The following is a 21,222-nucleotide window of genomic DNA, read 5'->3' as shown; positions in this document are numbered from 1 at the left end:
TTAGCTCAGACGACCTCGGCTCAGCCGGTTGGTTTGACACCGAAGTTAGACATTTCTTCGGAACGGTCGTCACCATGCAGCTCGCCCATAACGCGCGCATTCGAGCGCTTCATGTCCGCGGTCCGGTGATAGACCGGCGTGGCGTAGGTCGTGCGCTGGCCGAGAATGTCGGCGATCTCCCGATCGGTTTTCCCGAGCTCGCGCAGGTCGGTCGCGACGCTGTGGCGTAGCCCGTGCGCCGTGAGGCCGGGCCGCACCTTGCCGGCCTCCTCCAGCCTCGTGCGCAGCTTGCGCCAGGACGCGTTCCAGCCGCCATCGGTCCAGGGCGTCCCCTCGGACGTCACGAACAGATGCGTCCGACTCGGCAGCCGCTGTTCGAGGATCGCGGCGAGCGGCGCCGGGCACGGGACGCAGACCTCGACGTCGCCCTTCCCGGTCCGGAAGGTGATCATCCCGCCTTGGTAAGCCGCGGCCGGCATCGTGCGCACATCGCCCAGCCGGGCGCCGAGGTAGCGCATGAACGCGAGCGGCGCCTTGAGCTGGATCGGCGCCGCGGCGAGCACCGCCTCGCGCTCGTCGCTCGTCCATGGCCTGTTCCGGTGCGTCTCGCCCGTAGCCTTGCGGATCTTGTCCACGCGCAGCGCCGGGTTCGTCTCCAGCAGCCCGAGGTTCACCCCGACGCCGAGCATGCGCGACAGCACCTGCACCACGTAGTTCGCGAAGCGGCGCTTGTGCTTGGCGAAGGCCTGATTCCGCCACGTGAAGATCTGAGCCCGGGTGATCGACGAGAGCGGCATGCCACCGGCCTTCTCGAACATGATCAGCACGCGCTCGTAATCGGCCTTCGTGATCGGCTTCAGCCGCAGGTACTCGGGCGTCTTCCGGTATTCGGCGATGAGGTGGCCGAGCGTGTTCTTGGCGACAGCTTTCGCCTTCCAGGCCTGGTTGAGCCGGTCGACCTCGCTGACGAACGCGGCGGTGCCTGGCTCGGAGTGAATGCGGGCGCCGCTCGCCCGGTGGTAGTAGTAGGTCTTCCCGGCCTTCGCGGACCAGAACCGCTTCACGCCCGCGATCTTGTGTCGTGTGGTCACCCAAACACCTTCGCGGCCCAGTCGGTCGAATCCGCCGCATCGTCCGTAAGACCGGACAGCCCGTCGAGCCACCGATCGAGCGCCTTGCGGTCGTAACGTAGCAGCCGCTTGTCGAGCCGCGTGTCCGGCGACAGCGATAGCGGCGTGACGGGGCAGGCCCGCTCGAACGCGGGCGCCGACAGCCGGCAATAGGCCGCCGCCTCGGGCAGCGTCAGCAGTCGGCTCGCGGGCAGCGGCACGGCTCTCCCCTTCCCTTCCTCGGGTGTGCGGACGCTACGCGGCACTGCCCCCTCCCCGCTCCTTCGGCAGCCACAACACGGGCCGCGCGTAATCCGGGATCCGCGAGCGGCCCCGCGCCATCGGATGCATCGGCGCGCCATCGGCCGTCAGCCCGAAGCAGTGCACGTCGGGCCATGGGGCCTCGCCGGTGGTGATTTCCTCGAGCACGTGATCTACGAACTCGGAATCCCAGGCGCCGGCGCCCCAGCAGGCCACTACCAGCGCGGCCGCCTTCGCCTCGCGCACGACGACCGGCAGATTGTCGAAGTGGATGCGGTCTCGGGCGTACCAGTCCGGGCCGTTGTCCATGTACTGCGCCCAGGCCCGGCACTCGGCCGGCGACGAGGTGCGCAGCGGGTAGAGGTTGACCGCGGTGAACCCGCCGTAGCCCCAGGACCGGGCGAAATGGATCCAGCGCCGGACGGTCGGGTCGTCCTGCCGGTGATCAGCCGTGCTCGGGTTCAGCCCGATGAAGCAGACATGGCCGCCTTCGCTCGACCAGGTGCGGGTCAGCGTGAAGCGGTAGGCGCCGCACCGGGACAGGTTAGCCGAGCGGGTGATCGTGTCGACGAACGGCACGCCGAACAGGTCGCGGGCGGCGAGGGCGATCGCGCTCATAGGCCAAGCGCCTTCCGAATATCGAGCTGCGCGTGCAGGTAGCCGTGCGCAAGCCCGTCGCGGACAAGGTCGGCCATCCGGCGCCCGATCATATCGAGGATGGCGTAATGCACCGGCACCGCCGGCTCGTAGAGGTGACCGCGCCAGTGCAGCCGCGTGATCTCGGTGCCCTGGATGAGTTCACCCGATCCGTCGCGTGCGCCGTGCGGCCTCGCTCGGACGATGATCACCCCATCCTCGACAGCGCTATAGATTTCCCAATCGCGGCGCACGCTGAACAGGTTCTGGACATTGAAGCTCATGCCGCCCCCGCGATGTCGAGCGCGTCGGCCGGGGCGAGCGGCTGCCAGCGGATCAGGACGCCCTTGAACAAGTCGACGCCTGGGTGCTCGGCGGTCCAGAAGGCGACGAGCTCCCACCAGTCCGGAAATCCATCGCGCTGGGCGAAGGCGTGGAGGTCACCCGGTTCGCGGATCCAGCCGTCGCCGGCCACGACCAAGCCGACAATCAGGTCCATCTTGATCGGTAGGACCTCGACGCACTGCGCCTCGCCCAGTCGCCGGCACTGGCGTGTCCGCATGCCGGTGTAGAGCTGCACAAGCTCGCCCGGGCGGGCGTGGCGCGAGCGGCCGGCGCGCTCGGCCCGGATCGTCTGCGCCTTCGTGCCGGCCAGGATCGGCGGGCCGAACTGCTTCTTGAAGCTGTAGGCGACCATCAGCGCCCCTCCCCGCCGAACAGATCCCCCTTGGCGCCCTCGGCATCGGCCTCCGCGCGGAGCTTCTGTGCGATCGCCCGCATGAGCGCGGTCTGACGGTCGGCGAGAGTCTGCGTCATGCGCTTCGCCTCGACCCATCGCGGGTAGGCTCGAAGGCGCTGGGCCAGCTCGCGCTCGGCACAGGCGGCAAGGTCGGCGGCGGTGAAGAGTTCAGCCACGGATATTTCCCGCAAGCTCGACAATTTCATCCCCTCGGCCCATTGGTCGCTTGCTGATGCCGGAGGGATAGAACGTGTCTGACGAAGTGCGATCTGGTCTGCCGATGGTGGTGCCGGAGACCGCGAGCGAGGTTGAGACGCTCAAGGCTCGATTGGCAGTTGCCGAGCAACGCGAGGAAGCCGTTCGGATGGTCCTGCGAGCACTGATCGCCAGCCTGCGCCCGTTCGGCTTCGACAAGAAGCGGTTCAAGCGCTGCATCTCCGAAGAAGGCCAAGACACCCCTGACGAGGGGCCGGCATCCAGTCGACATGTGGTCTTGCACCAGGAAGCAAGGCGGGTTCTGCGCGAGGCTCGCTGAGGATCAGCCACGGGCGCCTCCCGTCGCGAGGGCGGCCTTCAGCGCAGCCTCGGCATCCTCCACGATCTCGGCCCTGATGCTGTCAGGCAGCATGTCGAGGATGTTGACGATCTCCGGGACGCCGCGTCGGCCGCCCCGGGCATTGGCGATCGCTGCAGCGGCTGCCTCGATCATCTCGCGCGTGATGGTGCTGTCGGCCATGGGGCTACTCCGCGGCTTCGGTGGCGAGGACAAGGGAGTGCGCTAGATCTGAGGCTCTGGTTCTGGAGCTCACATGCCGCGCGAAACCATGACGAAGGCCGAGGCCGAAGCCTTCATTCTTGAGCGCCTCAAGGCCATGCCGGGCGGGGACGCTGTCGAGGTCGTCACGATCTGGATCGACAAGGATGACGACGCGGAGGATCCCGTTAGTCTTCCCGGCGTCGGCTGGATCGGCAGCGGAGATATGCGTGCGATCATGAACGAGATGGGCCGACTGCACGGGCAGCTGCGCCGCGAATACCGCCTTGTGGCAAGCTGAGAGCCCGGTGATAGTCATGCCGTTACTCCAATGAGCAGCGGCTGTACCGACCCGTCCGAGAAGACGGCATCGAGCGGCACATCCGCGGTCGGCTCGTCGCCGGTCCACCGCTGTGGCCACGCGCCGGCGGCGATCAACTCGCGGATGCGCGCCTCCTCCTCGGCATTCAGCAGGTCGACGTGCGGCCGGCCGAGCCGGTCGGCCTCGGCGTTGCAGGCGGCCTGGATGGCGAGGATCCGGTCGAGCGCTTCGAGGCGCGCCGGCAGGGTGATCGGCCCCATGCGCTGCTGGTTCGGCACTAGCGTTCCGTCCTTGCGAGTCTCGCCGCCGGGCTGCCGCAGGCGGTTCCGGGCGAGCCGCAGGTCGCGGTAGACCGCGCGCAGGCCGAGCAGCGGCGCGAGGTATGACCACGCCGGGAGCGCGACGACGGCCTCCAGCGCCTTGTCCCGGGCAGCCAGCGGGCAGCCGACGCAGCCGGTGCGGGCGTTCGCCTCCTCAGCCTCGTCGCCACCGTAGGCGTCGGCCAGCATCGCGGTCGCCCAGCCGCCATAGGCGCGCATCGGCGCGTAGACCCGCAGCCAGTCCCAGACGTTGCAGACCCGCCAGTGCAGGATCGGCGCGAGGGTCGCGAGGCGCCCGCGGACGCCCTTCATGTCGGGCAGGACCTGCTGATACCAGCCCTGGCCGCACTCGGCGCCGTCCTTCGAGCAGCTCATCTCGATCCGCCGATCACGGATCACGCTCTCGCCCTGGCGGACGCCGGTAATCGTCAGCACCGTGTCGGTCTCGGGCAGGCCGGCGAGGTCCGCCTCGATCGCGGCCGCCATCGGGTCGATCTTGATCTGCCGGGTGCACCAGCGGAGCGTGTTGTTGTTCGGCGGCGGGACGCCCCGGCCCAGGATGTAGACGAGGAAGCGCCGGTCGAGCGGCGCCGTGACGACTCGTAGGCGGATCCAGGGAAAGCGTGCCAGCCGCTTCATCACGTCAAGCGCGGCGATCGCGAGCGGCGTCAGCTCCTGCCGGGTGTCGGCATAGTAGACCGTGAGCGTTTTCGGGGGCGCGAGCCGGCCCGCCTCAATCAGGTGGACGATCAGCGTCAGCGTCGCGGTCGAATCCTTCCCCCCGGACCATGCCATGGCCCAGTGCTCGTGCTTCGGCCCATGCTCGGCGAGCGACATGAGCGTCATCTCGACGGCGTCATCGTAGACCAAGCGCTCGGCCGTCAGCGCGAAAAGGTCGTGCTGCTTCGAGCCGCGAAGGATCGGTGAGGGCCCGCTCATGCCGCCGCCCCTGGCATGAGGACTGCGTAGCTCAGCGGCGGTGTGTGACGCCCGGAGGACCGTCGCTGCCCTGTTATATGCCCGTAGGCATACGGGCTGATTGTCGAAGATCCCAAGACGCCAGGCCGGTGAACAGCATGACTGCCAACAACTGTTTCGACGCGCTTTTCGCGGCTGTATTCTTTGCGCTGGTTGGCTACGGCATCCTCATCGCAGATCAGGAAAGCACAGCGGAAATCGAGCAGGGACTTTGGGGTATGCTCGGTATCTGCGTGTTGATCGTCACCGTCGTTGGAACCGCCGCGACGGCGAAGGACAGCGCGCATGGCGGTGGCGTCGCTATCCGCAACACGGTCTCCGTGAGTCAGGCCGTCGCTGTTAAAGCTCGATTGCACTGAGGATCTCATACCCCCTCCCCCGCGCTCACCCGCTCCCCGAACGCCCGCCCGGTCGCCGGATCGCAGGAGGCCTCGCGGCGCTCGCCCGTGGCGGCGGGGATCTGTCCCGTGCCGCCGCAGTCCCGGCAGCGGTCCATGTTCGTCTCGGTGTGCCGGTCGTCGTGGCTGTTCCAGCCAGTGCCGGCGCAGCGGGCGCATGGGAGAAGCGCGCTCATGCAGGCCTCCTGCGCAGCACCGGCCGCACGCGCTCAAGGCGCCGCGCCGGACCGGACTTGCGGGGGATGATCGGCGGGTCCGGCTGGGCACCGCCCGCGCGCGTCATCCGGACGATGGTCTCGGCGGAGAAGGCGACACGGCCGTTCCCGCCGCACTCGTTGCAGCCGTGACGGAATCGGGCCCGGTCCAGATCAGCCGGCGGCCCATCGGGGCAGCACGACGAGCACCATGCGCCATTACCGACAAGGTAGGGGTCGTGGAGGGTGGCCGAGCGGAGCGTCATCGCGCCACCAGCGACAGCGCGGGCCGCTCGTCCCCTCTGGAGCGCGCCGGGGCCGCTTCCTCGACGGCGACGAGGTCGCCCCGCAGGCAGGCCTCCAGCACCGGCTCGAACACGTCCCAGTTCTCGTCGAGCACGCCCATGAGCAGCGCGAGGATCGCCAGGGCTTGGCCGAGTTCGAGCGCGCGGGCGGTGGCATCGCCGGTCGGCCGCTCGCTGCACGCGCCAAGTGTCGCGGCGTCGCCCAGGCTGGCTCGGGCCGCGGTCTCAGCCGCCAAGGCGAGCTGCAGCGGGTCAAGCGTGGAGAGGTCGAGGGTCGCCCTCGTACCGGTGGCCATCAGGCAGCCTGCTCGGTGGCTAGCGCACTCGCATCGGAGTCATCGCCAGCGCCGGTCTGGGCGTCAGCTGCCTCCGCAGCCGCAGCGAGCTCGTCGCTGATCTCCTTCAGCGCGGCCCGTGCACGCTCCGGCAGCGCGGCTCGCCACTCCTCCAGGGCGAAGGATCCCTGGTCGGCGCGCGCGCGGGCGTCGGCGAACAGATCAGCCTTCGTGCGCCGCGGCGCCGCCTGTCCGCCGCGGGCCCAGGCAGCGAGCTGCTGGCCGCACGCCTCGTCGATGGCTTGCCGCTCCGGGAAGAACGGCCGGTGCTGCTCCTGCAGCTTGTGCGGAAGGTCGAAGCGCGGGATCCCGGGCGAGTCCGGCGACAGCGTGAAGCTCGCCGTCATCTCGTACATGAACCGCTTCTCGCAAATCGGCATCCAGCCGAGCGGGCGGACCTGCGTGCGGCCGCCCTCGCGGACGATCTCGATCTTCTCGTCGGCGCGCAGGCAGAAGATCAGCGTCGCCCGGCACTGGAGCAGCGCGTTCATCATCCGCTTGTGGGCGAGCTTCGGCTCCTTCCAGTTGCCCGGAGCCTTCGTGCCGGCGTCTGCCAGCGCATCGGCCCAGTCGAGGATACCGCCCTCGCCGTCATATTCGTGGGAGAAGCTGTCGAGGATCACGACATCGGCGCCGGCAGCCTCCGCGGCGGCGATCGCCTCGACGAACCGGGCCGGCTTGAACGGCGGCCGCATGTCCGCGTGCAGGAACCGGTGCTGCTCAGCGTAGTGCAGGCCGCGCCGGGCCTCCGTGTCGACGAAGGCGATTTTGCCCGCTGGCGAAATCCCCTCGGCGAGGCGCAAGGCCGACTTCGTCTTGCCGGAACCAGAGGCGCCAGCGAGCGCGATGAGGAGCGAGACCTGCTCGCGAACGGCAGGTGCGAAGGTGAAGCTCATGCTCGTTCTCTCAGGCTGCGGTTGAATGACCCGTGGAGCTCACGCGCGGCGGCCAGATAGGCCGCATGCGCAGCCTCGATCGTTCGGAAGGCGCCGAGGTGAATCTGACGGCCATGCCGTTTGATCTGCGCGTGATAGGAAGAGCCGTGCGGGTGGACGCCTGTCAGACCGGTCGTGTTGTTCCGGTAGAGGCTTTTGTTGCACGCGTTGTCCGAATGCGAAGCAGCCCGCAGGTTGAGCCACCGGTTGTTCGAGCGAACGAGATCGCGATGATCAATCTCGCCGATAGGCTCTTCTCCCGTGACCATCTTCCAGATGATACGGTGAGCACGGTAAGACCGGCCTTTGATGGTGACGTTCCGATAGTCGCCCTCATGACCATTGTCCGCGGCGTCGCCAATCTGAACACGGTTGGCGACCTTCACGCGCCAGGTCAGACGACCCGTTCGCGGATGATAGGACAAGATCCGGCGCAGCTCGTCAGCAGGCGGAAGAGGAATCGGCTCGCGGGTCATGCGGCACGCCCGCGCTTCGGCGACAGCGGCCGGAAGGGGCTTGCGGCCACGTCCCAGTTGATGGGCGCACCAGCCTCGCGTGCGGCTTGATCTTCAGCCTCTTCGCGTGCGCTCCATTGCGTGTCGGCCCAACCGGGCAGCTCAGGCACGATGATCGCAGCCGGGTAGCCATGCCACGTGTCCAAGCGACGACAGTGGTTCCACCGATGAACGGCCAACGCCACCTTGCGCCGCGCGTTGTGCAGCATCCCTTCTGGTGCTTCGGCCACCGTGACCGAGTTCGGCTCCGCATTCTCGACGAAGATCCAACGGAAGAGGATGCGACCGGCGAGGTGCGGAAACAGCGTCGAGAGCACGCGCACGTAGAGCGCGGCCTGAATGTCCATTCCCATGTCGAGGATGCGCCGGCCCAGCATGTGCGGTGCGGCCGATCGATCACCCGACTTCACATCCCAGATGATGGCGTGCGTCGCATGGATCTCGACGCGGTCCATCATGATGCGCAGCCATGCGCCGGACCGGTCCTGCACGACCGCCACGACCTCGGCCGGCGCGGTGGCGAACCCTTCGCAGCCGGGGATCAGCGGCAAGCGGCCCAGCACGCGATCGGCGATGCGCTCGGCCACCACCAAGTCGGGCATGAGGATCGGGCACCGCCCGGCCTTGTAGGCGTCGGCGCGCGCGGTCTTCGCGTCTGCCTTCTTGTAGTCGTCGAAGTCGATCGGCACGACCTCGGCGCCTTGGCCCAGGATCAGCTTGTGCGCGACGGTGCCGATCTCCTGCGGCCGTGTCGCGTCGCGATCCTCCGGTTTCTCGGCCCGCAGCCGGGGATGGGCGAGCGCCGCATGCTCCGGGCTCTGCTCGAGGAGCACCTTCGCGATCGACGAGGACAGCGACGGCTCGGGCGCGCAGTCTGCGTGGTAGACGTCGGCGCTCATCCGGTAGAGGCCGGGCCCGCGCACGAAGCCGACGAGATGGGGCGTGATCTCCATCGCCATCACTCCGCAGCCTCGGCCGCGGGCGCGCTGCGCATCTGCCGTTCGCAGTGCAGGGTCTCCTGCTTCACGGCGGCTACGTGCTCGGGATCGAACGGCGCGGCGATCGCGGCATCGCAGATGCGCTGCAGGTGGTAACGAACCGCCTGCAACGCGGCGGCGCTGTTCAGCGCATCGCCGAACCGGACGTCCGGCCCGAACGCGCGGACGATCGCGATGGCGAGCTGACCATCGGTGCGGCTGGCCGCGATCGCCCGGTGCCCTGCATCGTAGAGTGCCCGGGCCGCGCGCTCGGGCGTCATCGGCTCCGGACGCGGCAGGTGATCCGCCGGCATGACGGCGCGGGCCATGATGACCTCCATGGGTGAGAAGGGCGGGAAGATCACGGGCGGCCCCCGATGCTGACGAGCTGGAGAAGGGCGAGCTGTTCGCTCTCTGGCAGGTGCCGGAAGCCGACCAGCATGGCGGCCTCCTTCGCGTCCTGGGCGGCCAGGGACGGCCGCTCGAAGGCCTCCGGCGCGAGGCCGAGCACCTCTGCGGCCGCCGCGATCCGGGCGCGCGGCATGCGGCTGCGCCCGGACTCGACGTGATGGATCATCACCGGCGAGGTGCCGACGCGATCGCCGACCGCTCCCAGGGAGAGCCCGCGATCGAGGCGGGCCGCGCGGACCATGGCGCCGACGGCACGGCGATGCTCCGGCGGATCCGCGGGCCTGCGGCGGGAGGTGGCGGAGGTCGCGCTCATTGGACCGTCCTCGCTTCATCCTGCATGTAGAGACGCACGGCCTGCGCGCGCTTGGCGACCATCTCGGGAAGACCATCGGCGATCACGCGGGCCAGGCGGTCACTCGCGTCCGGCCGGCCAGCCAGCGACACCGCGATGACGGCCGCCAGCGCAGATGCGACGCCCATGGTGAGCTCAGAGCTGGCGTCGGTATCGCCGCAGGCTTGAGCTGCCTCGCTGATGCAGAGGCGTTCGATGCGATCGGCGGCGCTCATGACACACCCATGAGCTTGCTGGAGACCCGCGCGCGGGCGGCCTCGGTGCGCCGCGCGGCCTCCGCCAGCTTCGCGACGACATCCTCCAAGCGCCTGTAGTCGTAGCGCTGACCGGCGCCGCCGGCGGTGGCGCGTTCGACGTGATGCACCGCCATCAGCGCGGACTCGGCGATCCCGTCGAGGATCGCGAGGGAGGATTCGAGCCGCCCGATCGCCTCAGACATGCTGGGCAGCGGCTCGGCTGGCGCGACCGCGTCCAGGCTGGGCGCGATGGTCGCGAGATGACCGTAGAGGGTGCGGATCGGATGAGGGGCGTTCATCAGGCGACTCCCCGACGTTCACGCTGCACCTCGCGGTGCGCGGACAGGATGCGATCGACGGCCGCCTCGGTGATCGTGTGATCGTCGAGCGCTTGGCGGACCTGGTCGCGGATCGTCAGCGTGTCGGCGGTGCCGGCCCGGCGGATGACGGACTGCTGCACCATCGCCGGTTCGCGACAGGCGCGCAGGATGAGGTCGTGGGCTGCCAGATCCGGGCAGTGCCATTCGGGGCTCATCACGCGATTTCCGCTGAGAGGCAGCGCCCGGTCCGGGCGAAGTGCGCGCCGGCGGCGAGATGCGCGGCGACCGCCTGCTCGGCACTCAGGGATTGATCGGCGTCAGCGCGCGGGAAGAGATCGGGCCGCAGATCGCTCCGCGACACGCCGGTGATGCTCGCCACCCTGTCGACGTGGCCGGCCGGGCAGAAGGTCCAGGCGGTCACCGAGGCGACGTGCAGGCCGAGCTGATGCGCCAGACGGGCGGCGCCACCAGTGGCGGCCACGGCCCGGCGCAGGGAGGCCGAGGCGCGCATGGCCTTTGCCGGCGATGAGAAGCGCGGGCGGGCGCTCATCAGCGGGCGGCCCGGTACGCGGCGACGTGATCGATGAGCGCGCCGGCGCCGAAAACGGCGATGAACACCCCGACGATGCTGAGGATCCCGTGAACGATCAGTGAGGTCGTGGAAGCGTTCGCGAGGTAGAGGTCGAGGGCGGTGAGCATCAGTGGCTCCATCGGCTCGGTGAGCGGCGATGGACATAGTGCATCACATACACATTCCATGGTCAATCGGGAAAATGCGTGTCATGCATATTTCGGCGCGCAGGCAATTCCTCCACAATCGTCCACAGGCCAACCACCTGTCGTTGCAGTAGGAATCTTTTATCCGCCACGACCCCGAGATTTGTTCCTGATGCGTTCTATCTTGGCGAGCAGCCAACCGCAGCCTGGGAGGTATGCGTGCCGGTTGTTGAACGATTTATGTTTCAGGTGTTCAGGCGTAATAATGAAGGTGATCTGATCGGGGACGACCCCGTGCAAATGCCGTCGCCGGAAGAGGCGGTGATCCAGGCAGAGGCGCTAGAGCAGCGTGTAGCCGGAGGCTTGGTCTATAAATGGAAAGGAGACATGAGGACGGGTGAGCAGGGGCGGCTCGTCGTCCTCAAGCGCTTCGGCGTGTTACCTTTGCCCGTTTTGGAGCAACTGTATTCTGCGGCGACGCCTTACTAGACGTATCGGAAGTGTCGCCAATCAGCGCCTTCGCGACAGCCGTGATCTGGTTGCGTTGCGCGGGCTGGGCGCGATCCCAAATCGACCACATGCCTTCCGGGTCCGTGGGATCTCGGATGAGCAGATCCGCAATCTCACAGCCGTACATATCAGCGAGCTGTTCGAGCAAATCTTGTGAGTAAGGCACTTCGCCCTTCTCTACGCGACCGAGGTTTGGCCCGGTCATGCCGACCTCAGCGCCTACAACTTCCAGGGTAAAGCCGCGGTGCTTGCGCCATTGCCGTAGGAAGCTCGGACGTCGCTCGCGCTTCGGTTTTGCGATCGGAGGCATGGCCTCAGTCTCGCAAATGGCGGCACAAGCGCCACGCTTGCCCATGCACAAACGTGCTTGACATGCATTGTGTATGAGATGCATGTTTTGCGTCATGACGCTCGCAGATTGGCTCAAGCGCGAAGGCATGACGGTAGTCGCCCTGGCGAGAGCGCTGGGGCGCGACCCATCTTTTATCACGCGCGTGAAGAACGGCGACGCCATGCCCTCGATCGAGGTCGCGGCGGAGATCCAGCGCATCTCCGGTGGTGAGGTCACTGCCATTGATCACGTGATCACCGCTCAAGAGCGCGCCGCGCGTCGCGCGCCAGCTGAGATCGAGGCCGCCTGATGCGCGCCCTCCTCGCCATCCTCCGCGCGCCATCTCGATGGCTGGACCAGCGGATTGATGCGCGGATGTTGCGGGGTCGCGATCGACGCGAAGGGCATCCGATCAGTCGTACCTCCTTGAAGGCCGAATGGGACCGATCGGTTGATCGAGCGGTGGAGGCATCTCGTAGCCCGGCGGTGGCGGCCCTGGTTCGCGGGGCTCGAAGATGAGCGCCATACGATCCCACTCTTTCGCTACTGCGTCGGCATCTTGCTTGAGTACAGGGTTGTCTCGGACTGTATCTGCGACGAATCGGCAGATCGATGCCGCGTCGTCCGGCAGAAACGTCTCGCGATCCACCAGGCCTTTCAATAGTGCGAAAGCGAACGCGCGCTCCGTTACCGACCGGGCTATTTCCGCTTTTGCCAGTTGGATCAATGCTTCGCGCTCAGGATCACGAAATAACCTCTTCATCCACTGCAGCAATTTCAGCTCCATCGGTTCGGTTCGCACCTCCGATGTAGCGCGCTCGACCACGGCGGCCGCGCGCCGTGTGTCGTGCGTCGCCATTTCGAGGATCGCCGCATGAGCATCCTCGCCGCTCCGTTCGTCAGTTCCGCGGCTGTGCTGATCGCCATCGCGCTTGGCGGCCGTGGCTTCTTCCTGCTCATCGGCACGGCGCTCGTCACCGGCCTCGCATGGGTGCTCGTATGAGCGCCCCTTCTTGTTCAGCTCGCCCCGGTGACCGGCGTTTCGCCGGGGCTGGAGCGCCCCGCGGTAGCATCGCTGTGACCCGCCGCGGGGTCGCCTTTCGCACGCACACGTCGCTCTTCCGCCAAGTCGAAGACGTGCGCGCGCCTGTAAATGCGGATTGTTGTTCTGCGTACCGCATCCCCCTGCATCTGCTGATCCTCTCGGTTGGATGCTGCTCGCCCCTTCATGGGGCCTGCTGATGTCGGCTGCTACCTCCATGTCGCTTGGCCTGACCGGCTCACCCCCGATGCACACAGCATCGGGGAAGAGCATGCGAACGTCTGAGTCCGTCGTGCGAAAGATTGGGGTTCTCGAACCCCAGATCTTCGGCGCGAGGATCGCGGGATTTCTGCGATCGATCCATCCGCAGAAGACTGCGGCCTGCGTCGAGGCCGAAACTCGGATCTCGTCGCGCACGGTGTCGAAGTGGCTGGAGGGCGCTTCGTCGCCGGCCGGCAACGCCTACCACCGCCTGATCGAGGTCTACGGGCCCGAGCTGTTCGTGTTCGTGAATCCGGACGCCTCGCCGGCGTCCCTCCGCGAAGCGGCGCTGATGTGCCGGCAGGCGCGTCTGGAGCGCCAAGTCGAAGAGAAGCAGCGCGAGATCGCTGAGCTGCGGGCCGGCCGATGATCGCCGCCGCTGCCGTCCTTCGCGCCGTCGCGCACGCGCTTCAGAGCACCGCCGATGGGCTGCTCTGGGGCGCCGATCTGCTGACGACCGGCGCCCGGCCAGTGCTGCGCCTCTCGCGTCTCTGCATGGAGCGGGCCCGCGAATGGGACCCGCGCCTCTGGGACCGCGACCACGATCCGCGCAGTGACACGCGGGACCGCCGGCCCTGACGCCGCCACCACTCCTTCCCCACCGCTCTATTCCCAGGAGAGCACCATGCCCGACGAGACCTACGACCTGACGCCCGGCATCGACACGGCGATCGACTACACCGTGAACGTCGTCGCGAATTACGTCCGGACGCACCACGTGCCGCCGGCCGATCTGCCTGGGCTGATCGCCTCGGTGCACGCCGCGATCGCCGGCTTGGGCCGGACCGCCGAGCCGGAACAGGCCAGCGCCGATGAGCAGCCGACCGCCGCCCAGATACGCAAGTCGATCACGCCCGACGCGCTGATCAGCTTCATCGACGGCAAGCCCTACAAGACCCTGAAGCGCCACCTGACCAGCCATGGGCTGGACCCGCGCAGCTACCGCGAGCGCTTCGGCCTGCCGGCGGACTACCCAATGGTGGCCGCGAGCTACGCCGAGCAGCGCTCCGCCCTGGCGAAGGCTTCCGGTCTCGGCGGCCGCGCGCCGCTCGCCGCCGTCGCCTGAACCGACCCCGACCTGACCCTGGCCCGGATCCTCGGGCTGGGCGCCGGCCCGGGGCGCGTCCGGGTGAGTGGAGCGTACGATGGCCAAGAAGCTGAAGGACACGAAGGCGAAGAAGCAGACCGGTGTGGCCGCGAGCGTGCTGAAAAGCCTCATCGCGCTGTGCAACGGGCACAAGACGACCATGGACGAGGCCCGGGGCGAGCTCGGCGCCGCCGTGAAGAAGGCCGAGGACGTCCACGGCGTGCACCGCCGGGCCTTCAACGACTGCCGCAAGCTCTCGCGCATGGAGGACGCCGCCCGGGCCGACTACCTCCGCGCGTTCGACGACTACCGCGTGAAGCTTGATCTCAACTCGGCGCCGGACCTGTTCGAGGAAGGCGGCGACGAGGCGACGCGCCGCGCCGCCCAGGCTGGCAAGGCCGCTGCTGACGATCAGGCCGCCGAGAATACGACGCGCCTGAAGGGCGGCATCACGCAGCTGGCGCACTGAGCCATGGCGCTGCCGAAGATCCTCGCCCTCGACCTCGCCACCAAGACCGGCTGGGCCGTCGGCTCGCCCGACGGGGAGCCCCGGTACGGCACGAAGGTCTTGCCGTCGACGGGCGAGGATATCGGCCGGTTCGCCGCCGCCTACAACGAATGGCTCCTCGACATGATCACGCTGGAGAACCCGGCGCTGATCGTGTTCGAGGCGCCAATCCTGGCCGGACAGACCACCCTCACGACAGCTCGCAAGCTCGGGGGGCTCGCATGGCACACCGAGTTCGTCTGCAATCTGCGCCAGGTGCGCTGCGCCGAGCACCATTTGCAGAGCGTCAAGAAGTTCTTCGCCGGCAGCGGCCGCGCCGACAAGGCCGCCATGATGGCGGCGGCCCGGGGTCACGGCTGGAATCCGAAGGACGACAACGCGGCCGACGCCCTTGGCCTGTGGGCCTGCACTGTCCACGAGAAGGCGCCGCAGCACGGAAAGCGGTTCGCCCTCGGCACGCTCGGAGGCCGAGCGGCATGAGCGTGCGTATCCACATCGGCGATGTCCGCGAGCAGCTCCGTGCCATGCCGGACGCCTTCTTCGACTGCGTCGTGACCAGCCCGCCCTACTGGGGCCTCCGCGACTATGGCGTGGACGGCCAGATCGGGCTCGAGCGGACGCTAGGCGAGCACATCGCGGTGATGGTCGACGTGTTCCGCGAGGTCCGGCGCGTGCTGAAGCCGCGCGGCACTCTCTGGCTGAACTATGGCGATTGCTACGCCGCGGCCCCGAATGGGCGCGCGGCCGCCGACGTCGTTGGTGACGATCGCACCTTTCGGGACAAGCCGTTCTCGACGGTCGGGCCGATCCTTGAGCAGGGCCATTCGGCCGGGCGTGGCCAGCGCGGAGATGTCTTCCGGACGCGGTCTGCGCTTCCGCCATCTGGGCGTGTGGTGGCTGGCGGCTTCCTGAAGCCGAAGGACCTTTGCATGATCCCGAACCGGCTGGCGATCGCCATGCAGGACGATGGCTGGTGGGTCCGCTCAGAGATCATCTGGCACAAGCCGAACCCCATGCCGGAATCGGTCTACGATCGGCCGACGTCCGCACACGAGAAGATGTGGCTCCTCACCAAGAGCGAGGACTACTTCTACAACCACGAGGCTATCCGTGAGCCGGTGACCGGCGGCGCCCATGTCCGCGCGGCGGCCCGCGGTACCGACACGGGCGTGGGGTGGGGTCGCCTCGACCGCCTCGACCCGGATCAGCCGGACCGCGGTCGGGACCGCGTGAAGCGGCCCGGGCCGAACAGCCGGCAGAACGTCGACCGCGTTCCGGTCTCGCGCAAGCTCGCCCAGTCGGGCAGCGGCACGAAGAACAACGCGAGCATGGATGCGGCGCTCGCCGAGTTGAGTTTGTCGCCGCTCTCGACCCGCAACGCCCGGAACGTCTGGACGATCGCTCCTCGAGCTTACCGGGAGGCGCACTTCGCGACGTTTCCGCCGGCGCTGGCCGAGCGCTGCATCAGGGCCGGCGTTCCGGCGCAGACCTGCGGCCTCTGCGGCGCCGCGCTTCCTCACCCGCGGTGCGAGGGACTGTGCCGGTTTTCCGAGCCGGTGGCTGGTCGCGTGCTGGATCCGTTCGGCGGCGCTGGCACGGTCGGCTTGGTGGCGGCCGGCCTCGGCCTCGACGCCACGCTGATCGAGCTCAATCCCGAATACGCGGCGATGTCTGCGCGGCGGATCGGTGCGGCAGCCGAGATCGTCGGCGCCCCAGCCTCCATCCCGATGGCAGCGGAGTAGCGCCATGCGATGGGCCATCGTCCACCACCAGCAAGTGCTCTACCGCGGGACCCGGGAGCAGGTCCTGGCCGCGGCCGAGCGCTACGACCTGATCTGCCACACCGTGCCGGGCGTCCAGCAGCCGATTGAGGGTCGCGGCTTCTACGAGGACGGCGCCGAGATCCCGCCCCGCCTACGCCAAGGCGCGGTGATGTTGCCGGAGGACATGCTTCCGGTCCGGATGCGGAGGCGCGCAGCATGAGCTGGGACAACGAGAACGTCGTGGCCTTCCGGCCGGTCGCCGATCAGGCCGCCCTGCCGCACAGCGTGGACGTCGAGCGATCGCTGCTCGGGATAGCGATGATGCGGCCGGAGGTCGTGCCGGTGGTCGGGCAGATCGTCCGGCCCGAGCATTTCCACTTCGCGGATCACCAGGAGGTGTTCTCCTGCATCGAGGCGCTGGTGGCCGCCGGATGCCCACCGACGCCCATCGCGGTGAAGGGCTATCTGCAGCGACCGCAGATCGGTGACCAGCCGGCGCTGACCTACCTCGCGGACTGCGCCGCCGACACGGTCGGCCTGGACGCCGCCGGCTACGCCGCGATCGTGCGCGATCTGGCCTCGAAGCGGGCGCTGCTCACCGTAGCCGAGCGGCTCACCGAGGCGGTCCGCACGGCCGGTCCGGGCGGGGCCCAGTCCATCATCGAAGAGACCGAGCAGGCGCTTCTCGATGTCCGCGCCGTCGTCCCGCAGGCGCACCTGGCCGGCCAGACCGCGCCGGAGGCCGGCCGCTGGATGCTCGACCGCATTCACCAGCTGAGGGCAGGCAAGATGGAATCGACCGCAATCTCGACCGGGCTGCACGAGCTCGACCGCGTCACGAACGGCGGCTTTCAGCGGGGCCAGCTGTGGCTCCTGGCGGGCCGGCCCGGCATGGGCAAGACGGTGGCGATGACGACGCTGTCCCGCCTCGCGGCGAGATCGGCCGGCGTCCTGGTCTACCAGTGCGAGGTGACCCGGGATCAGCAGATCGCCCGCTACCTCTCGGATCTCTCCTACGTCCACAACCGCCCGCTGACGTTCGGCAAGATCATGGCCGGCGTCGAGATCGACGACGAGGAGGCCTGGCGTCTGGAGCAGGCCGCGTCGAGCTTCGAGAAGCTGCATCTGCGGCTCGAATGCGAGCCGGGCGTCACGGTCGCTCAGATCGCCTTCGGCGTGAAGGCCGAGAAGCGGCGACTCGAACGGCTGGGGGTCCGCCTCGGCGTCGTGTTCGTCGACTACCTGAAATTCATCAAGGTCTCGGACCGGTATCAGGGCCAGCGCGTGCTGGAGATCGGCGAGATCTCCGGATCGCTGAAGCAGCTCGCCAAGGCCGAGGACATCTGCATCGTCCTGCTCGCCCAGCTGAACCGGGGCGTCGAGAAGCAGGAGCGCGAGGACCGGCGCCCGACCCCGGCCGACCTGCGCGATTCCGGCGAGCTGGAGCAGGACGCCGATGCGGTCCTGCTGCTCTTCCGCGAGGCCGTCTACGTCGAGCGCAAGATGAAGGCGGCGGCTACCCCGGAGCTCGCCGACCGCCTGATGCAGGTCCAGCACCGTCTCGAACTGATCCTCGGCAAGAACCGATCGGGCCCGCCCTGCAGCCTGAACCTGTGGTGCGACGTGGCCCATTCCGCAATCGCACAGACCGCACGAGGGGGCTTCTGATGGCCCGGATCCGCTCAATAAAACCCGAGTTCTGGACATCCGAGCAGGTGATGGAGTGTTCGACGAACGCTCGCCTCCTGTTCATCGGGCTCTGGAATTTCTGCGACGACGCCGGCCGGATGCCGCTGTCGCCGAAGCGCATCAAGGCTCAGCTGTTTCCGTCGGACGACATTTTGGCCGAAGACATTCGTCGAATGATCGACGAACTGTCGTCGAATGGCCTGCTTCGTCTCTATGATGTTGATGGCAAAGAGTTTTTGGCCGTCACCGGTTGGCACCACCAGAAGATCGACAGGCCGCAGAAGTCGCAAATCCCCGATCCGCCAGATCCCAATTCGCCGAACGGTCGTCGAACGATCGGCGTAGGAAGGGAGGGGAATGGAGTGGATAGGAAGGGAGATAAAACCCCCGCCGCCGCATCTCACCCCGCGCGTCCGACGCTGAACCAGGCCAAGCCGGCAGCCGGTGCGACCACCGAGGCGGCGGGGCCGAGCCGCGCCGAAGGCTGGAACACCCGGGCCAACTTCGACCGGGTCGAGGCCCGGGTGCGTTCAGCCCTCGATGGCGGCCCGCAGGACCTCCGCATCGGACCGATCGCCAAGCTGGAGGCCGACGGGCTGGACCTGGAGGCCGAGATCATCCCGGCCCTGCTCGACATCGCCCGGTCGTCTCGGGTGCCGATCCGGACATGGGCGGTCTACGCCGACCGGGTGGCGGAGCGGGTGACGGCGCAGCGCCAGGGTCGCGTCGCTCGTGGTCTCGCCGCGGTGCCCGACGCCCCGACGCCGCCGGAGGAGATGATCGACCTCGGCGTCTCCGGTCGCTGGCCTGAGCCAACGCTGCGAAAGTGGATCGAGCGATTCCGTGCGGACGCCGGCGCATGGTCGGAGGCCGTGCTGGGCCCGCCGCCCGGCCAGCCTGGATGCCGCATCCCGCCCCGGCTGCTGCTCGAGGCCGCGTGATGGCCCGCCCCGCACCCCGCCGCACCCCGCCGTCCGGCTCGGTCCTGCTGTGGGACCGCCGGCACCGCGAGGCAGCCAGGGCCCTGGCCGCGCAGCTGGCGGCGAAGCGGCCGCACGAGGCACCCTCCCCCGCAGAGGGGGGAGGTGGGGAGCCGGACCGGGCCGGCCGGGGATCGTCTGGAGGCAGGGCGTGACGCGTACCGTCGGACGGCGGATGACCAGGAAGCAGCGGCTGCGGCGCAAGCTGCAACGCGATCGGGCGCACAAGGCATTCATGCGGCGGGGCGAGGTGCTGGAGGCCGCAGAATGCGCCGAGGAGCCGACGGTCGAGCCGGCAGCCGAGGAGCAGGCCAAACCGAAGGAGAGCCCGCGCGAGCGCCACCTCCGAGAGCAGCTGGAGCGTGAGGCCGAGCGCATCGCAGCCCGCCGGGCCGAGCACGATCTGCCCGAGGGCAAGCAGTGGGCGATGGTCGAGGCCTGCGTCGGCCGGACCGGCGAGCTGTGCGAGAAGCTGACCAGGGCCGGGATCCCGCACTTCCGGCCACGCGACGAGATCGAGCAGCGGCTGGCATCGGGCCGCATCCGGCGGATTCGAGTGGCGCTGTTCGAGCACACCGTGTTCGTCGGCCTGAAGGATCGGGATCAGCTTGAGCAACTCGCCGCCGAGCATCCTTGGCTGATGGAGCGTCGCGTCTACGGCACCATGCCGAGCCTGCGGCACGACCGCGAGTTCGCCTGGGACGTCGAGCGTGTGGCGCGGTGCGAGTCCACCCTCGATGAGGCTGGCCAACCTCGCAAGGCGCCCGTCATCCTGCCTGCCGTCATACCCGATCGGGAGATGCGCGATTTCGCCGAGGTGCTGATCGGGGCGGCGCCGACCGTGGACGACGCGGACCAGATCGAGATCGGCGAGACCGTGCGCGTGGTCGACGGCCCGTTCGCCAGCTTCGGCGGTTCGGTCGAGGAGATCGATGCGGCCCGTGCCCGCTACAAGGTCGCGGTCAGCATCTTCGGCCGGGCCACGCCCGTCGAGCTGGAGCGGCAGCAGTTCGAGCGGGTCGCATGACGATGGATCCCGCATGGCCCAGCGAGACGGTCGACCGCATCTGCGATCAGCGATGGGAGCGTCGGCTGAAGCGGCTCGACAAGCCGAAGCCTGGGCCGCGGTGGAAGGACATGCGGGTACGGCGCGCCTACGGTCCTGGCGGTGCGCTGCGCGCGATATTGGGCAGGCCGAGGCGCGGCAAGCGCCGCCCATCGAACGGCGGCGCCTCTCGCCGCAGACGCTGAGCTATCCACAGCCCCGCGTTGACTCATCGAATCGGGTCTGAATCTATGCGTCCCGCACCACGCGGTGCCGGACGACCGCCCCTTGTACTCCCCGCACAGTCGGGTCGAAGGATGAGCAGGCGGCCCGGAGGGAAGTTTTAAAACCCCTCTTTGCTACGACTCTGCCTTCCGCCAAAACGCTGAGCCGCGATGCCCGTCAGCTTCGACATGGCCGACTTCGAGCGTGCGGCCTCCAGTGTCGGCGCGCTACAGGATCAGATCCCGTTCGCACTAAGCCAGGCCATGAACGATGGCTTGTTCGCCGCCCGGGATCACCTGATCGCCCACACATGGCCGGCCCACGTCACGGTCCGAGACAGCAACTTCATACGCAACGCTCTGAAGGTGGAGCGAGCCAGCAAGGGCAAGCTGGTCGGTGCGGTGACCAACGAGGGCACGCGAGCCGGCAATCGGGCGCACCTGAAGCTGCACGAGACCGGCGGCACCAAGCGGCCGGCCAAGGCGAAGATCGCTATCCCGGATCGCAAGGTGCTGGCGCGTCGTTCAGGTCGCGGCATCCCGAAGAGCCTGCGGCCTGGCACAGCGCCCAACACGTTCCGCAAGGGCGACGTGATCTACCAGGTCACCGGCGGCAAGAAGAACCGGAAGCTGAAGCTGCTCTACACGCTGAAGCCGAGCGCCCCGATCAAGGGCGTCGTCCCCTTCCACGCTGACTTCGACATGGTGATGCGGCGCGAGGTGACGCGAGCGTTCCCGGGGCGGATCAGGGCGGCGATGGCTTCGAGGAAGCGATAGCTCTCAGGATGGTCCAGGACGGCCGCGGCCGTTGGATGCTGGGTAGGCACGGGCGGCTTCGATGAGGGCTGCCACCGCCTCACGCAAGCCAAAGGAGGGTGCTCAGAGTCTTGGGTCCTTCCGGAGGGGCACCACCCCGGAGGTAACGCGCGAGGCTGAGGCCTTTTCCAGCGATTAAATCCGCATAGGGG

The 21,222-nt window shown here is 68.2% G+C and carries 39 protein-coding genes; 17 read left to right on the top strand and 22 right to left on the bottom strand.

The window, feature by feature from the left end; translation table 11 throughout:
* Positions 1-20: 20 nt before the first annotated feature.
* The 6 genes from AAHG09_RS07420 to AAHG09_RS07395 are packed head-to-tail and all read right to left on the bottom strand — an operon-like array spanning position 21 to position 2,921.
* Positions 21-1,091: a tyrosine-type recombinase/integrase gene (locus tag AAHG09_RS07420; RefSeq protein ID WP_342106357.1), complete on the bottom strand. Its 1,071-nt coding sequence runs from the start codon at positions 1,089-1,091 to the stop codon at positions 21-23.
* The gene (locus AAHG09_RS07415) at positions 1,088-1,330 is read right to left on the bottom strand and encodes a helix-turn-helix transcriptional regulator (protein ID WP_342106356.1); all 243 of its coding nucleotides are present in this window, start codon (positions 1,328-1,330) and stop codon (positions 1,088-1,090) included. Before AAHG09_RS07415 ends, AAHG09_RS07420 begins: the two co-directional genes overlap by 4 nt.
* A gap of 34 nt (positions 1,331-1,364) precedes the next feature.
* The gene (locus tag AAHG09_RS07410; protein WP_342106354.1) at positions 1,365-1,988 is read right to left on the bottom strand and encodes a DUF1643 domain-containing protein; all 624 of its coding nucleotides are present in this window, start codon (positions 1,986-1,988) and stop codon (positions 1,365-1,367) included.
* The gene (locus tag AAHG09_RS07405; RefSeq protein WP_342106353.1) at positions 1,985-2,290 is read right to left on the bottom strand and encodes a hypothetical protein; all 306 of its coding nucleotides are present in this window, start codon (positions 2,288-2,290) and stop codon (positions 1,985-1,987) included. Before AAHG09_RS07405 ends, AAHG09_RS07410 begins: the two co-directional genes overlap by 4 nt.
* Positions 2,287-2,703, bottom strand: a complete 417-nt coding sequence (locus AAHG09_RS07400) for an ASCH domain-containing protein (RefSeq protein WP_342106352.1) — start codon at positions 2,701-2,703, stop codon at positions 2,287-2,289. The genes AAHG09_RS07405 and AAHG09_RS07400 overlap by 4 nt, the downstream gene beginning before the upstream one ends.
* Positions 2,703-2,921: a hypothetical protein gene (locus AAHG09_RS07395; protein WP_342106351.1), complete on the bottom strand. Its 219-nt coding sequence runs from the start codon at positions 2,919-2,921 to the stop codon at positions 2,703-2,705. Before AAHG09_RS07395 ends, AAHG09_RS07400 begins: the two co-directional genes overlap by 1 nt.
* A 74-nt stretch (positions 2,922-2,995) precedes the next feature.
* Here AAHG09_RS07395 and AAHG09_RS07390 point away from each other — a divergent pair, with 74 nt between their 5' ends.
* Positions 2,996-3,280, top strand: coding sequence for a hypothetical protein (locus tag AAHG09_RS07390; RefSeq protein WP_342106350.1), 285 nt, complete (start codon positions 2,996-2,998; stop codon positions 3,278-3,280).
* Positions 3,281-3,283: 3 nt separating this feature from the next.
* Here the strand turns inward: AAHG09_RS07390 and AAHG09_RS07385 are convergent, their stop codons facing one another.
* Positions 3,284-3,481, bottom strand: coding sequence for a hypothetical protein (locus AAHG09_RS07385; RefSeq protein WP_342106349.1), 198 nt, complete (start codon positions 3,479-3,481; stop codon positions 3,284-3,286).
* A 73-nt stretch (positions 3,482-3,554) separates the two neighbouring features.
* Between AAHG09_RS07385 and AAHG09_RS07380 the strand changes: the two genes are divergently transcribed.
* Positions 3,555-3,800, top strand: coding sequence for a hypothetical protein (locus tag AAHG09_RS07380; RefSeq protein WP_342106348.1), 246 nt, complete (start codon positions 3,555-3,557; stop codon positions 3,798-3,800).
* Positions 3,801-3,814: 14 nt separating this feature from the next.
* Here AAHG09_RS07380 and AAHG09_RS07375 read toward each other — a convergent pair whose 3' ends face one another.
* Positions 3,815-5,080: a phosphoadenosine phosphosulfate reductase domain-containing protein gene (locus AAHG09_RS07375; protein ID WP_342106347.1), complete on the bottom strand. Its 1,266-nt coding sequence runs from the start codon at positions 5,078-5,080 to the stop codon at positions 3,815-3,817.
* 137 nt (positions 5,081-5,217) lie between these two features.
* On the opposite strand from AAHG09_RS07375, the gene AAHG09_RS07370 reads away from it, so the two are divergent.
* Positions 5,218-5,478, top strand: coding sequence for a hypothetical protein (locus AAHG09_RS07370; protein ID WP_342106346.1), 261 nt, complete (start codon positions 5,218-5,220; stop codon positions 5,476-5,478).
* 5 nt (positions 5,479-5,483) lie between these two features.
* Here AAHG09_RS07370 and AAHG09_RS07365 read toward each other — a convergent pair whose 3' ends face one another.
* From AAHG09_RS07365 to AAHG09_RS07310, 12 genes are all read right to left on the bottom strand, one after another.
* Positions 5,484-5,693 (bottom strand): hypothetical protein, encoded by a 210-nt coding sequence (locus AAHG09_RS07365; protein ID WP_342106345.1) that lies wholly within the window; start codon positions 5,691-5,693, stop codon positions 5,484-5,486.
* A gap of 280 nt (positions 5,694-5,973) precedes the next feature.
* Positions 5,974-6,312: a hypothetical protein gene (locus AAHG09_RS07360; protein WP_342106344.1), complete on the bottom strand. Its 339-nt coding sequence runs from the start codon at positions 6,310-6,312 to the stop codon at positions 5,974-5,976.
* The gene (locus tag AAHG09_RS07355) at positions 6,312-7,247 is read right to left on the bottom strand and encodes an AAA family ATPase (RefSeq protein ID WP_342106343.1); all 936 of its coding nucleotides are present in this window, start codon (positions 7,245-7,247) and stop codon (positions 6,312-6,314) included. The genes AAHG09_RS07360 and AAHG09_RS07355 overlap by 1 nt, the downstream gene beginning before the upstream one ends.
* Positions 7,244-7,762 carry an HNH endonuclease signature motif containing protein gene (locus tag AAHG09_RS07350; protein WP_342106342.1) on the bottom strand — a complete coding sequence of 173 codons (519 nt, stop codon included), beginning with the start codon at positions 7,760-7,762 and terminating at the stop codon, positions 7,244-7,246. Before AAHG09_RS07350 ends, AAHG09_RS07355 begins: the two co-directional genes overlap by 4 nt.
* Positions 7,759-8,760 carry a PD-(D/E)XK nuclease family protein gene (locus AAHG09_RS07345; protein ID WP_342106341.1) on the bottom strand — a complete coding sequence of 334 codons (1,002 nt, stop codon included), beginning with the start codon at positions 8,758-8,760 and terminating at the stop codon, positions 7,759-7,761. The genes AAHG09_RS07350 and AAHG09_RS07345 overlap by 4 nt, the downstream gene beginning before the upstream one ends.
* Entirely contained in the window at positions 8,760-9,107 is a 348-nt protein-coding gene (locus tag AAHG09_RS07340; RefSeq protein ID WP_342106340.1) for a hypothetical protein, read from the bottom strand. The genes AAHG09_RS07345 and AAHG09_RS07340 overlap by 1 nt, the downstream gene beginning before the upstream one ends.
* 32 nt (positions 9,108-9,139) lie before the next feature.
* On the bottom strand, positions 9,140-9,502 hold the full coding sequence (locus tag AAHG09_RS07335) for a helix-turn-helix domain-containing protein (protein WP_342106338.1): 363 nt from the start codon (positions 9,500-9,502) through the stop codon (positions 9,140-9,142).
* Entirely contained in the window at positions 9,499-9,756 is a 258-nt protein-coding gene (locus AAHG09_RS07330) for a hypothetical protein (protein ID WP_342106337.1), read from the bottom strand. The genes AAHG09_RS07335 and AAHG09_RS07330 overlap by 4 nt, the downstream gene beginning before the upstream one ends.
* Positions 9,753-10,076 (bottom strand): hypothetical protein, encoded by a 324-nt coding sequence (locus tag AAHG09_RS07325; protein ID WP_342106336.1) that lies wholly within the window; start codon positions 10,074-10,076, stop codon positions 9,753-9,755. The genes AAHG09_RS07330 and AAHG09_RS07325 overlap by 4 nt, the downstream gene beginning before the upstream one ends.
* Complete coding sequence (locus AAHG09_RS07320) at positions 10,076-10,312, bottom strand: hypothetical protein (RefSeq protein WP_342106335.1); 237 nt, start codon at positions 10,310-10,312, stop codon at positions 10,076-10,078. The genes AAHG09_RS07325 and AAHG09_RS07320 overlap by 1 nt, the downstream gene beginning before the upstream one ends.
* Positions 10,312-10,647 carry a YdaS family helix-turn-helix protein gene (locus tag AAHG09_RS07315; RefSeq protein ID WP_342106334.1) on the bottom strand — a complete coding sequence of 112 codons (336 nt, stop codon included), beginning with the start codon at positions 10,645-10,647 and terminating at the stop codon, positions 10,312-10,314. Before AAHG09_RS07315 ends, AAHG09_RS07320 begins: the two co-directional genes overlap by 1 nt.
* Complete coding sequence (locus AAHG09_RS07310; RefSeq protein ID WP_342106333.1) at positions 10,647-10,796, bottom strand: hypothetical protein; 150 nt, start codon at positions 10,794-10,796, stop codon at positions 10,647-10,649. Before AAHG09_RS07310 ends, AAHG09_RS07315 begins: the two co-directional genes overlap by 1 nt.
* A gap of 237 nt (positions 10,797-11,033) precedes the next feature.
* Here AAHG09_RS07310 and AAHG09_RS07305 point away from each other — a divergent pair, with 237 nt between their 5' ends.
* On the top strand, positions 11,034-11,303 hold the full coding sequence (locus tag AAHG09_RS07305; RefSeq protein WP_342106331.1) for a hypothetical protein: 270 nt from the start codon (positions 11,034-11,036) through the stop codon (positions 11,301-11,303).
* Here the strand turns inward: AAHG09_RS07305 and AAHG09_RS31900 are convergent.
* On the bottom strand, positions 11,236-11,634 hold the full coding sequence (locus tag AAHG09_RS31900; protein ID WP_412760002.1) for a helix-turn-helix domain-containing protein: 399 nt from the start codon (positions 11,632-11,634) through the stop codon (positions 11,236-11,238). The two genes, AAHG09_RS07305 and AAHG09_RS31900, sit on opposite strands and share 68 nt — an antisense overlap.
* A gap of 94 nt (positions 11,635-11,728) precedes the next feature.
* Here AAHG09_RS31900 and AAHG09_RS07300 point away from each other — a divergent pair, with 94 nt between their 5' ends.
* On the top strand, positions 11,729-11,965 hold the full coding sequence (locus AAHG09_RS07300; protein ID WP_342106329.1) for a helix-turn-helix transcriptional regulator: 237 nt from the start codon (positions 11,729-11,731) through the stop codon (positions 11,963-11,965).
* A gap of 102 nt (positions 11,966-12,067) precedes the next feature.
* On the opposite strand, the gene AAHG09_RS07295 is transcribed toward AAHG09_RS07300, so the two are convergent.
* Positions 12,068-12,514 (bottom strand): hypothetical protein, encoded by a 447-nt coding sequence (locus AAHG09_RS07295; RefSeq protein ID WP_342106328.1) that lies wholly within the window; start codon positions 12,512-12,514, stop codon positions 12,068-12,070.
* Positions 12,515-12,529: 15 nt separating this feature from the next.
* Between AAHG09_RS07295 and AAHG09_RS07290 the strand changes: the two genes are divergently transcribed.
* The 12 genes from AAHG09_RS07290 (at position 12,530) to AAHG09_RS07235 (ending at position 21,031) form a co-directional block, all read left to right on the top strand.
* The gene (locus AAHG09_RS07290) at positions 12,530-12,658 is read left to right on the top strand and encodes a hypothetical protein (protein WP_342106327.1); all 129 of its coding nucleotides are present in this window, start codon (positions 12,530-12,532) and stop codon (positions 12,656-12,658) included.
* 208 nt (positions 12,659-12,866) lie between these two features.
* Positions 12,867-13,328 (top strand): hypothetical protein, encoded by a 462-nt coding sequence (locus AAHG09_RS07285; protein ID WP_342106325.1) that lies wholly within the window; start codon positions 12,867-12,869, stop codon positions 13,326-13,328.
* The gene (locus tag AAHG09_RS07280) at positions 13,325-13,537 is read left to right on the top strand and encodes a hypothetical protein (RefSeq protein ID WP_342106324.1); all 213 of its coding nucleotides are present in this window, start codon (positions 13,325-13,327) and stop codon (positions 13,535-13,537) included. Before AAHG09_RS07285 ends, AAHG09_RS07280 begins: the two co-directional genes overlap by 4 nt.
* Positions 13,538-13,583: 46 nt before the next feature.
* Positions 13,584-14,024, top strand: coding sequence for a Ros/MucR family transcriptional regulator (locus AAHG09_RS07275; protein ID WP_342106323.1), 441 nt, complete (start codon positions 13,584-13,586; stop codon positions 14,022-14,024).
* Positions 14,025-14,103: 79 nt separating this feature from the next.
* On the top strand, positions 14,104-14,514 hold the full coding sequence (locus AAHG09_RS07270; RefSeq protein WP_342106322.1) for a hypothetical protein: 411 nt from the start codon (positions 14,104-14,106) through the stop codon (positions 14,512-14,514).
* A gap of 3 nt (positions 14,515-14,517) precedes the next feature.
* Positions 14,518-15,033, top strand: coding sequence for a hypothetical protein (locus AAHG09_RS07265; RefSeq protein WP_342106321.1), 516 nt, complete (start codon positions 14,518-14,520; stop codon positions 15,031-15,033).
* Complete coding sequence (locus tag AAHG09_RS07260) at positions 15,030-16,295, top strand: DNA-methyltransferase (RefSeq protein ID WP_342106320.1); 1,266 nt, start codon at positions 15,030-15,032, stop codon at positions 16,293-16,295. The genes AAHG09_RS07265 and AAHG09_RS07260 overlap by 4 nt, the downstream gene beginning before the upstream one ends.
* 4 nt (positions 16,296-16,299) lie before the next feature.
* Positions 16,300-16,536, top strand: coding sequence for a hypothetical protein (locus AAHG09_RS07255; protein WP_342106319.1), 237 nt, complete (start codon positions 16,300-16,302; stop codon positions 16,534-16,536).
* A complete protein-coding gene (locus tag AAHG09_RS07250) occupies positions 16,533-17,984 on the top strand; it encodes a replicative DNA helicase (RefSeq protein WP_342106317.1) in 1,452 nt (483 codons plus the stop codon). Before AAHG09_RS07255 ends, AAHG09_RS07250 begins: the two co-directional genes overlap by 4 nt.
* The gene (locus AAHG09_RS07245) at positions 17,984-18,946 is read left to right on the top strand and encodes a hypothetical protein (RefSeq protein WP_342106316.1); all 963 of its coding nucleotides are present in this window, start codon (positions 17,984-17,986) and stop codon (positions 18,944-18,946) included. The genes AAHG09_RS07250 and AAHG09_RS07245 overlap by 1 nt, the downstream gene beginning before the upstream one ends.
* A gap of 190 nt (positions 18,947-19,136) precedes the next feature.
* A complete protein-coding gene (locus tag AAHG09_RS31895; RefSeq protein WP_412760001.1) occupies positions 19,137-20,012 on the top strand; it encodes a transcription termination/antitermination protein NusG in 876 nt (291 codons plus the stop codon).
* 413 nt (positions 20,013-20,425) lie between these two features.
* Complete coding sequence (locus tag AAHG09_RS07235) at positions 20,426-21,031, top strand: hypothetical protein (RefSeq protein WP_342106315.1); 606 nt, start codon at positions 20,426-20,428, stop codon at positions 21,029-21,031.
* Positions 21,032-21,222: the final 191 nt, after the last annotated feature.

This window comes from Methylobacterium guangdongense, assembly GCF_038442355.1.
GTDB lineage: Bacteria > Pseudomonadota > Alphaproteobacteria > Rhizobiales > Beijerinckiaceae > Methylobacterium > Methylobacterium guangdongense.
Note: the sequence above shows the minus strand (reverse complement) of the source record. Positions and strands in the feature narration are given on the sequence as shown.

Coding starts and splice junctions, on each gene's coding strand:
- AAHG09_RS07315 (WP_342106334.1), bottom strand. CDS start 10,647: ATGAGCGCCCGCCCGCGCTTCTCATCGCCGGCAAAGGCCATGCGCGCC.
- AAHG09_RS07245 (WP_342106316.1), top strand. CDS start 17,984: ATGGCCCGGATCCGCTCAATAAAACCCGAGTTCTGGACATCCGAGCAG.
- AAHG09_RS07335 (WP_342106338.1), bottom strand. CDS start 9,502: ATGAGCGCGACCTCCGCCACCTCCCGCCGCAGGCCCGCGGATCCGCCG.
- AAHG09_RS07385 (WP_342106349.1), bottom strand. CDS start 3,481: ATGGCCGACAGCACCATCACGCGCGAGATGATCGAGGCAGCCGCTGCA.
- AAHG09_RS07280 (WP_342106324.1), top strand. CDS start 13,325: ATGATCGCCGCCGCTGCCGTCCTTCGCGCCGTCGCGCACGCGCTTCAG.
- AAHG09_RS07300 (WP_342106329.1), top strand. CDS start 11,729: ATGACGCTCGCAGATTGGCTCAAGCGCGAAGGCATGACGGTAGTCGCC.
- AAHG09_RS07370 (WP_342106346.1), top strand. CDS start 5,218: ATGACTGCCAACAACTGTTTCGACGCGCTTTTCGCGGCTGTATTCTTT.
- AAHG09_RS07380 (WP_342106348.1), top strand. CDS start 3,555: ATGCCGCGCGAAACCATGACGAAGGCCGAGGCCGAAGCCTTCATTCTT.
- AAHG09_RS07250 (WP_342106317.1), top strand. CDS start 16,533: ATGAGCTGGGACAACGAGAACGTCGTGGCCTTCCGGCCGGTCGCCGAT.
- AAHG09_RS07405 (WP_342106353.1), bottom strand. CDS start 2,290: ATGAGCTTCAATGTCCAGAACCTGTTCAGCGTGCGCCGCGATTGGGAA.
- AAHG09_RS07260 (WP_342106320.1), top strand. CDS start 15,030: ATGAGCGTGCGTATCCACATCGGCGATGTCCGCGAGCAGCTCCGTGCC.
- AAHG09_RS07365 (WP_342106345.1), bottom strand. CDS start 5,693: ATGAGCGCGCTTCTCCCATGCGCCCGCTGCGCCGGCACTGGCTGGAAC.
- AAHG09_RS07290 (WP_342106327.1), top strand. CDS start 12,530: ATGAGCATCCTCGCCGCTCCGTTCGTCAGTTCCGCGGCTGTGCTGATC.
- AAHG09_RS07270 (WP_342106322.1), top strand. CDS start 14,104: ATGGCCAAGAAGCTGAAGGACACGAAGGCGAAGAAGCAGACCGGTGTG.
- AAHG09_RS07410 (WP_342106354.1), bottom strand. CDS start 1,988: ATGAGCGCGATCGCCCTCGCCGCCCGCGACCTGTTCGGCGTGCCGTTC.
- AAHG09_RS07235 (WP_342106315.1), top strand. CDS start 20,426: ATGCCCGTCAGCTTCGACATGGCCGACTTCGAGCGTGCGGCCTCCAGT.
- AAHG09_RS07275 (WP_342106323.1), top strand. CDS start 13,584: ATGCCCGACGAGACCTACGACCTGACGCCCGGCATCGACACGGCGATC.
- AAHG09_RS07345 (WP_342106341.1), bottom strand. CDS start 8,760: ATGGCGATGGAGATCACGCCCCATCTCGTCGGCTTCGTGCGCGGGCCC.
- AAHG09_RS07295 (WP_342106328.1), bottom strand. CDS start 12,514: ATGGCGACGCACGACACACGGCGCGCGGCCGCCGTGGTCGAGCGCGCT.
- AAHG09_RS07375 (WP_342106347.1), bottom strand. CDS start 5,080: ATGAGCGGGCCCTCACCGATCCTTCGCGGCTCGAAGCAGCACGACCTT.
- AAHG09_RS07350 (WP_342106342.1), bottom strand. CDS start 7,762: ATGACCCGCGAGCCGATTCCTCTTCCGCCTGCTGACGAGCTGCGCCGG.
- AAHG09_RS31900 (WP_412760002.1), bottom strand. CDS start 11,634: ATGCCTCCGATCGCAAAACCGAAGCGCGAGCGACGTCCGAGCTTCCTA.
- AAHG09_RS07360 (WP_342106344.1), bottom strand. CDS start 6,312: ATGGCCACCGGTACGAGGGCGACCCTCGACCTCTCCACGCTTGACCCG.
- AAHG09_RS07400 (WP_342106352.1), bottom strand. CDS start 2,703: ATGGTCGCCTACAGCTTCAAGAAGCAGTTCGGCCCGCCGATCCTGGCC.
- AAHG09_RS07330 (WP_342106337.1), bottom strand. CDS start 9,756: ATGAGCGCCGCCGATCGCATCGAACGCCTCTGCATCAGCGAGGCAGCT.
- AAHG09_RS07310 (WP_342106333.1), bottom strand. CDS start 10,796: ATGCTCACCGCCCTCGACCTCTACCTCGCGAACGCTTCCACGACCTCA.
- AAHG09_RS07340 (WP_342106340.1), bottom strand. CDS start 9,107: ATGGCCCGCGCCGTCATGCCGGCGGATCACCTGCCGCGTCCGGAGCCG.
- AAHG09_RS07285 (WP_342106325.1), top strand. CDS start 12,867: ATGCTGCTCGCCCCTTCATGGGGCCTGCTGATGTCGGCTGCTACCTCC.
- AAHG09_RS07355 (WP_342106343.1), bottom strand. CDS start 7,247: ATGAGCTTCACCTTCGCACCTGCCGTTCGCGAGCAGGTCTCGCTCCTC.
- AAHG09_RS07325 (WP_342106336.1), bottom strand. CDS start 10,076: ATGAACGCCCCTCATCCGATCCGCACCCTCTACGGTCATCTCGCGACC.
- AAHG09_RS07265 (WP_342106321.1), top strand. CDS start 14,518: ATGGCGCTGCCGAAGATCCTCGCCCTCGACCTCGCCACCAAGACCGGC.
- AAHG09_RS07255 (WP_342106319.1), top strand. CDS start 16,300: ATGCGATGGGCCATCGTCCACCACCAGCAAGTGCTCTACCGCGGGACC.
- AAHG09_RS07320 (WP_342106335.1), bottom strand. CDS start 10,312: ATGAGCCCCGAATGGCACTGCCCGGATCTGGCAGCCCACGACCTCATC.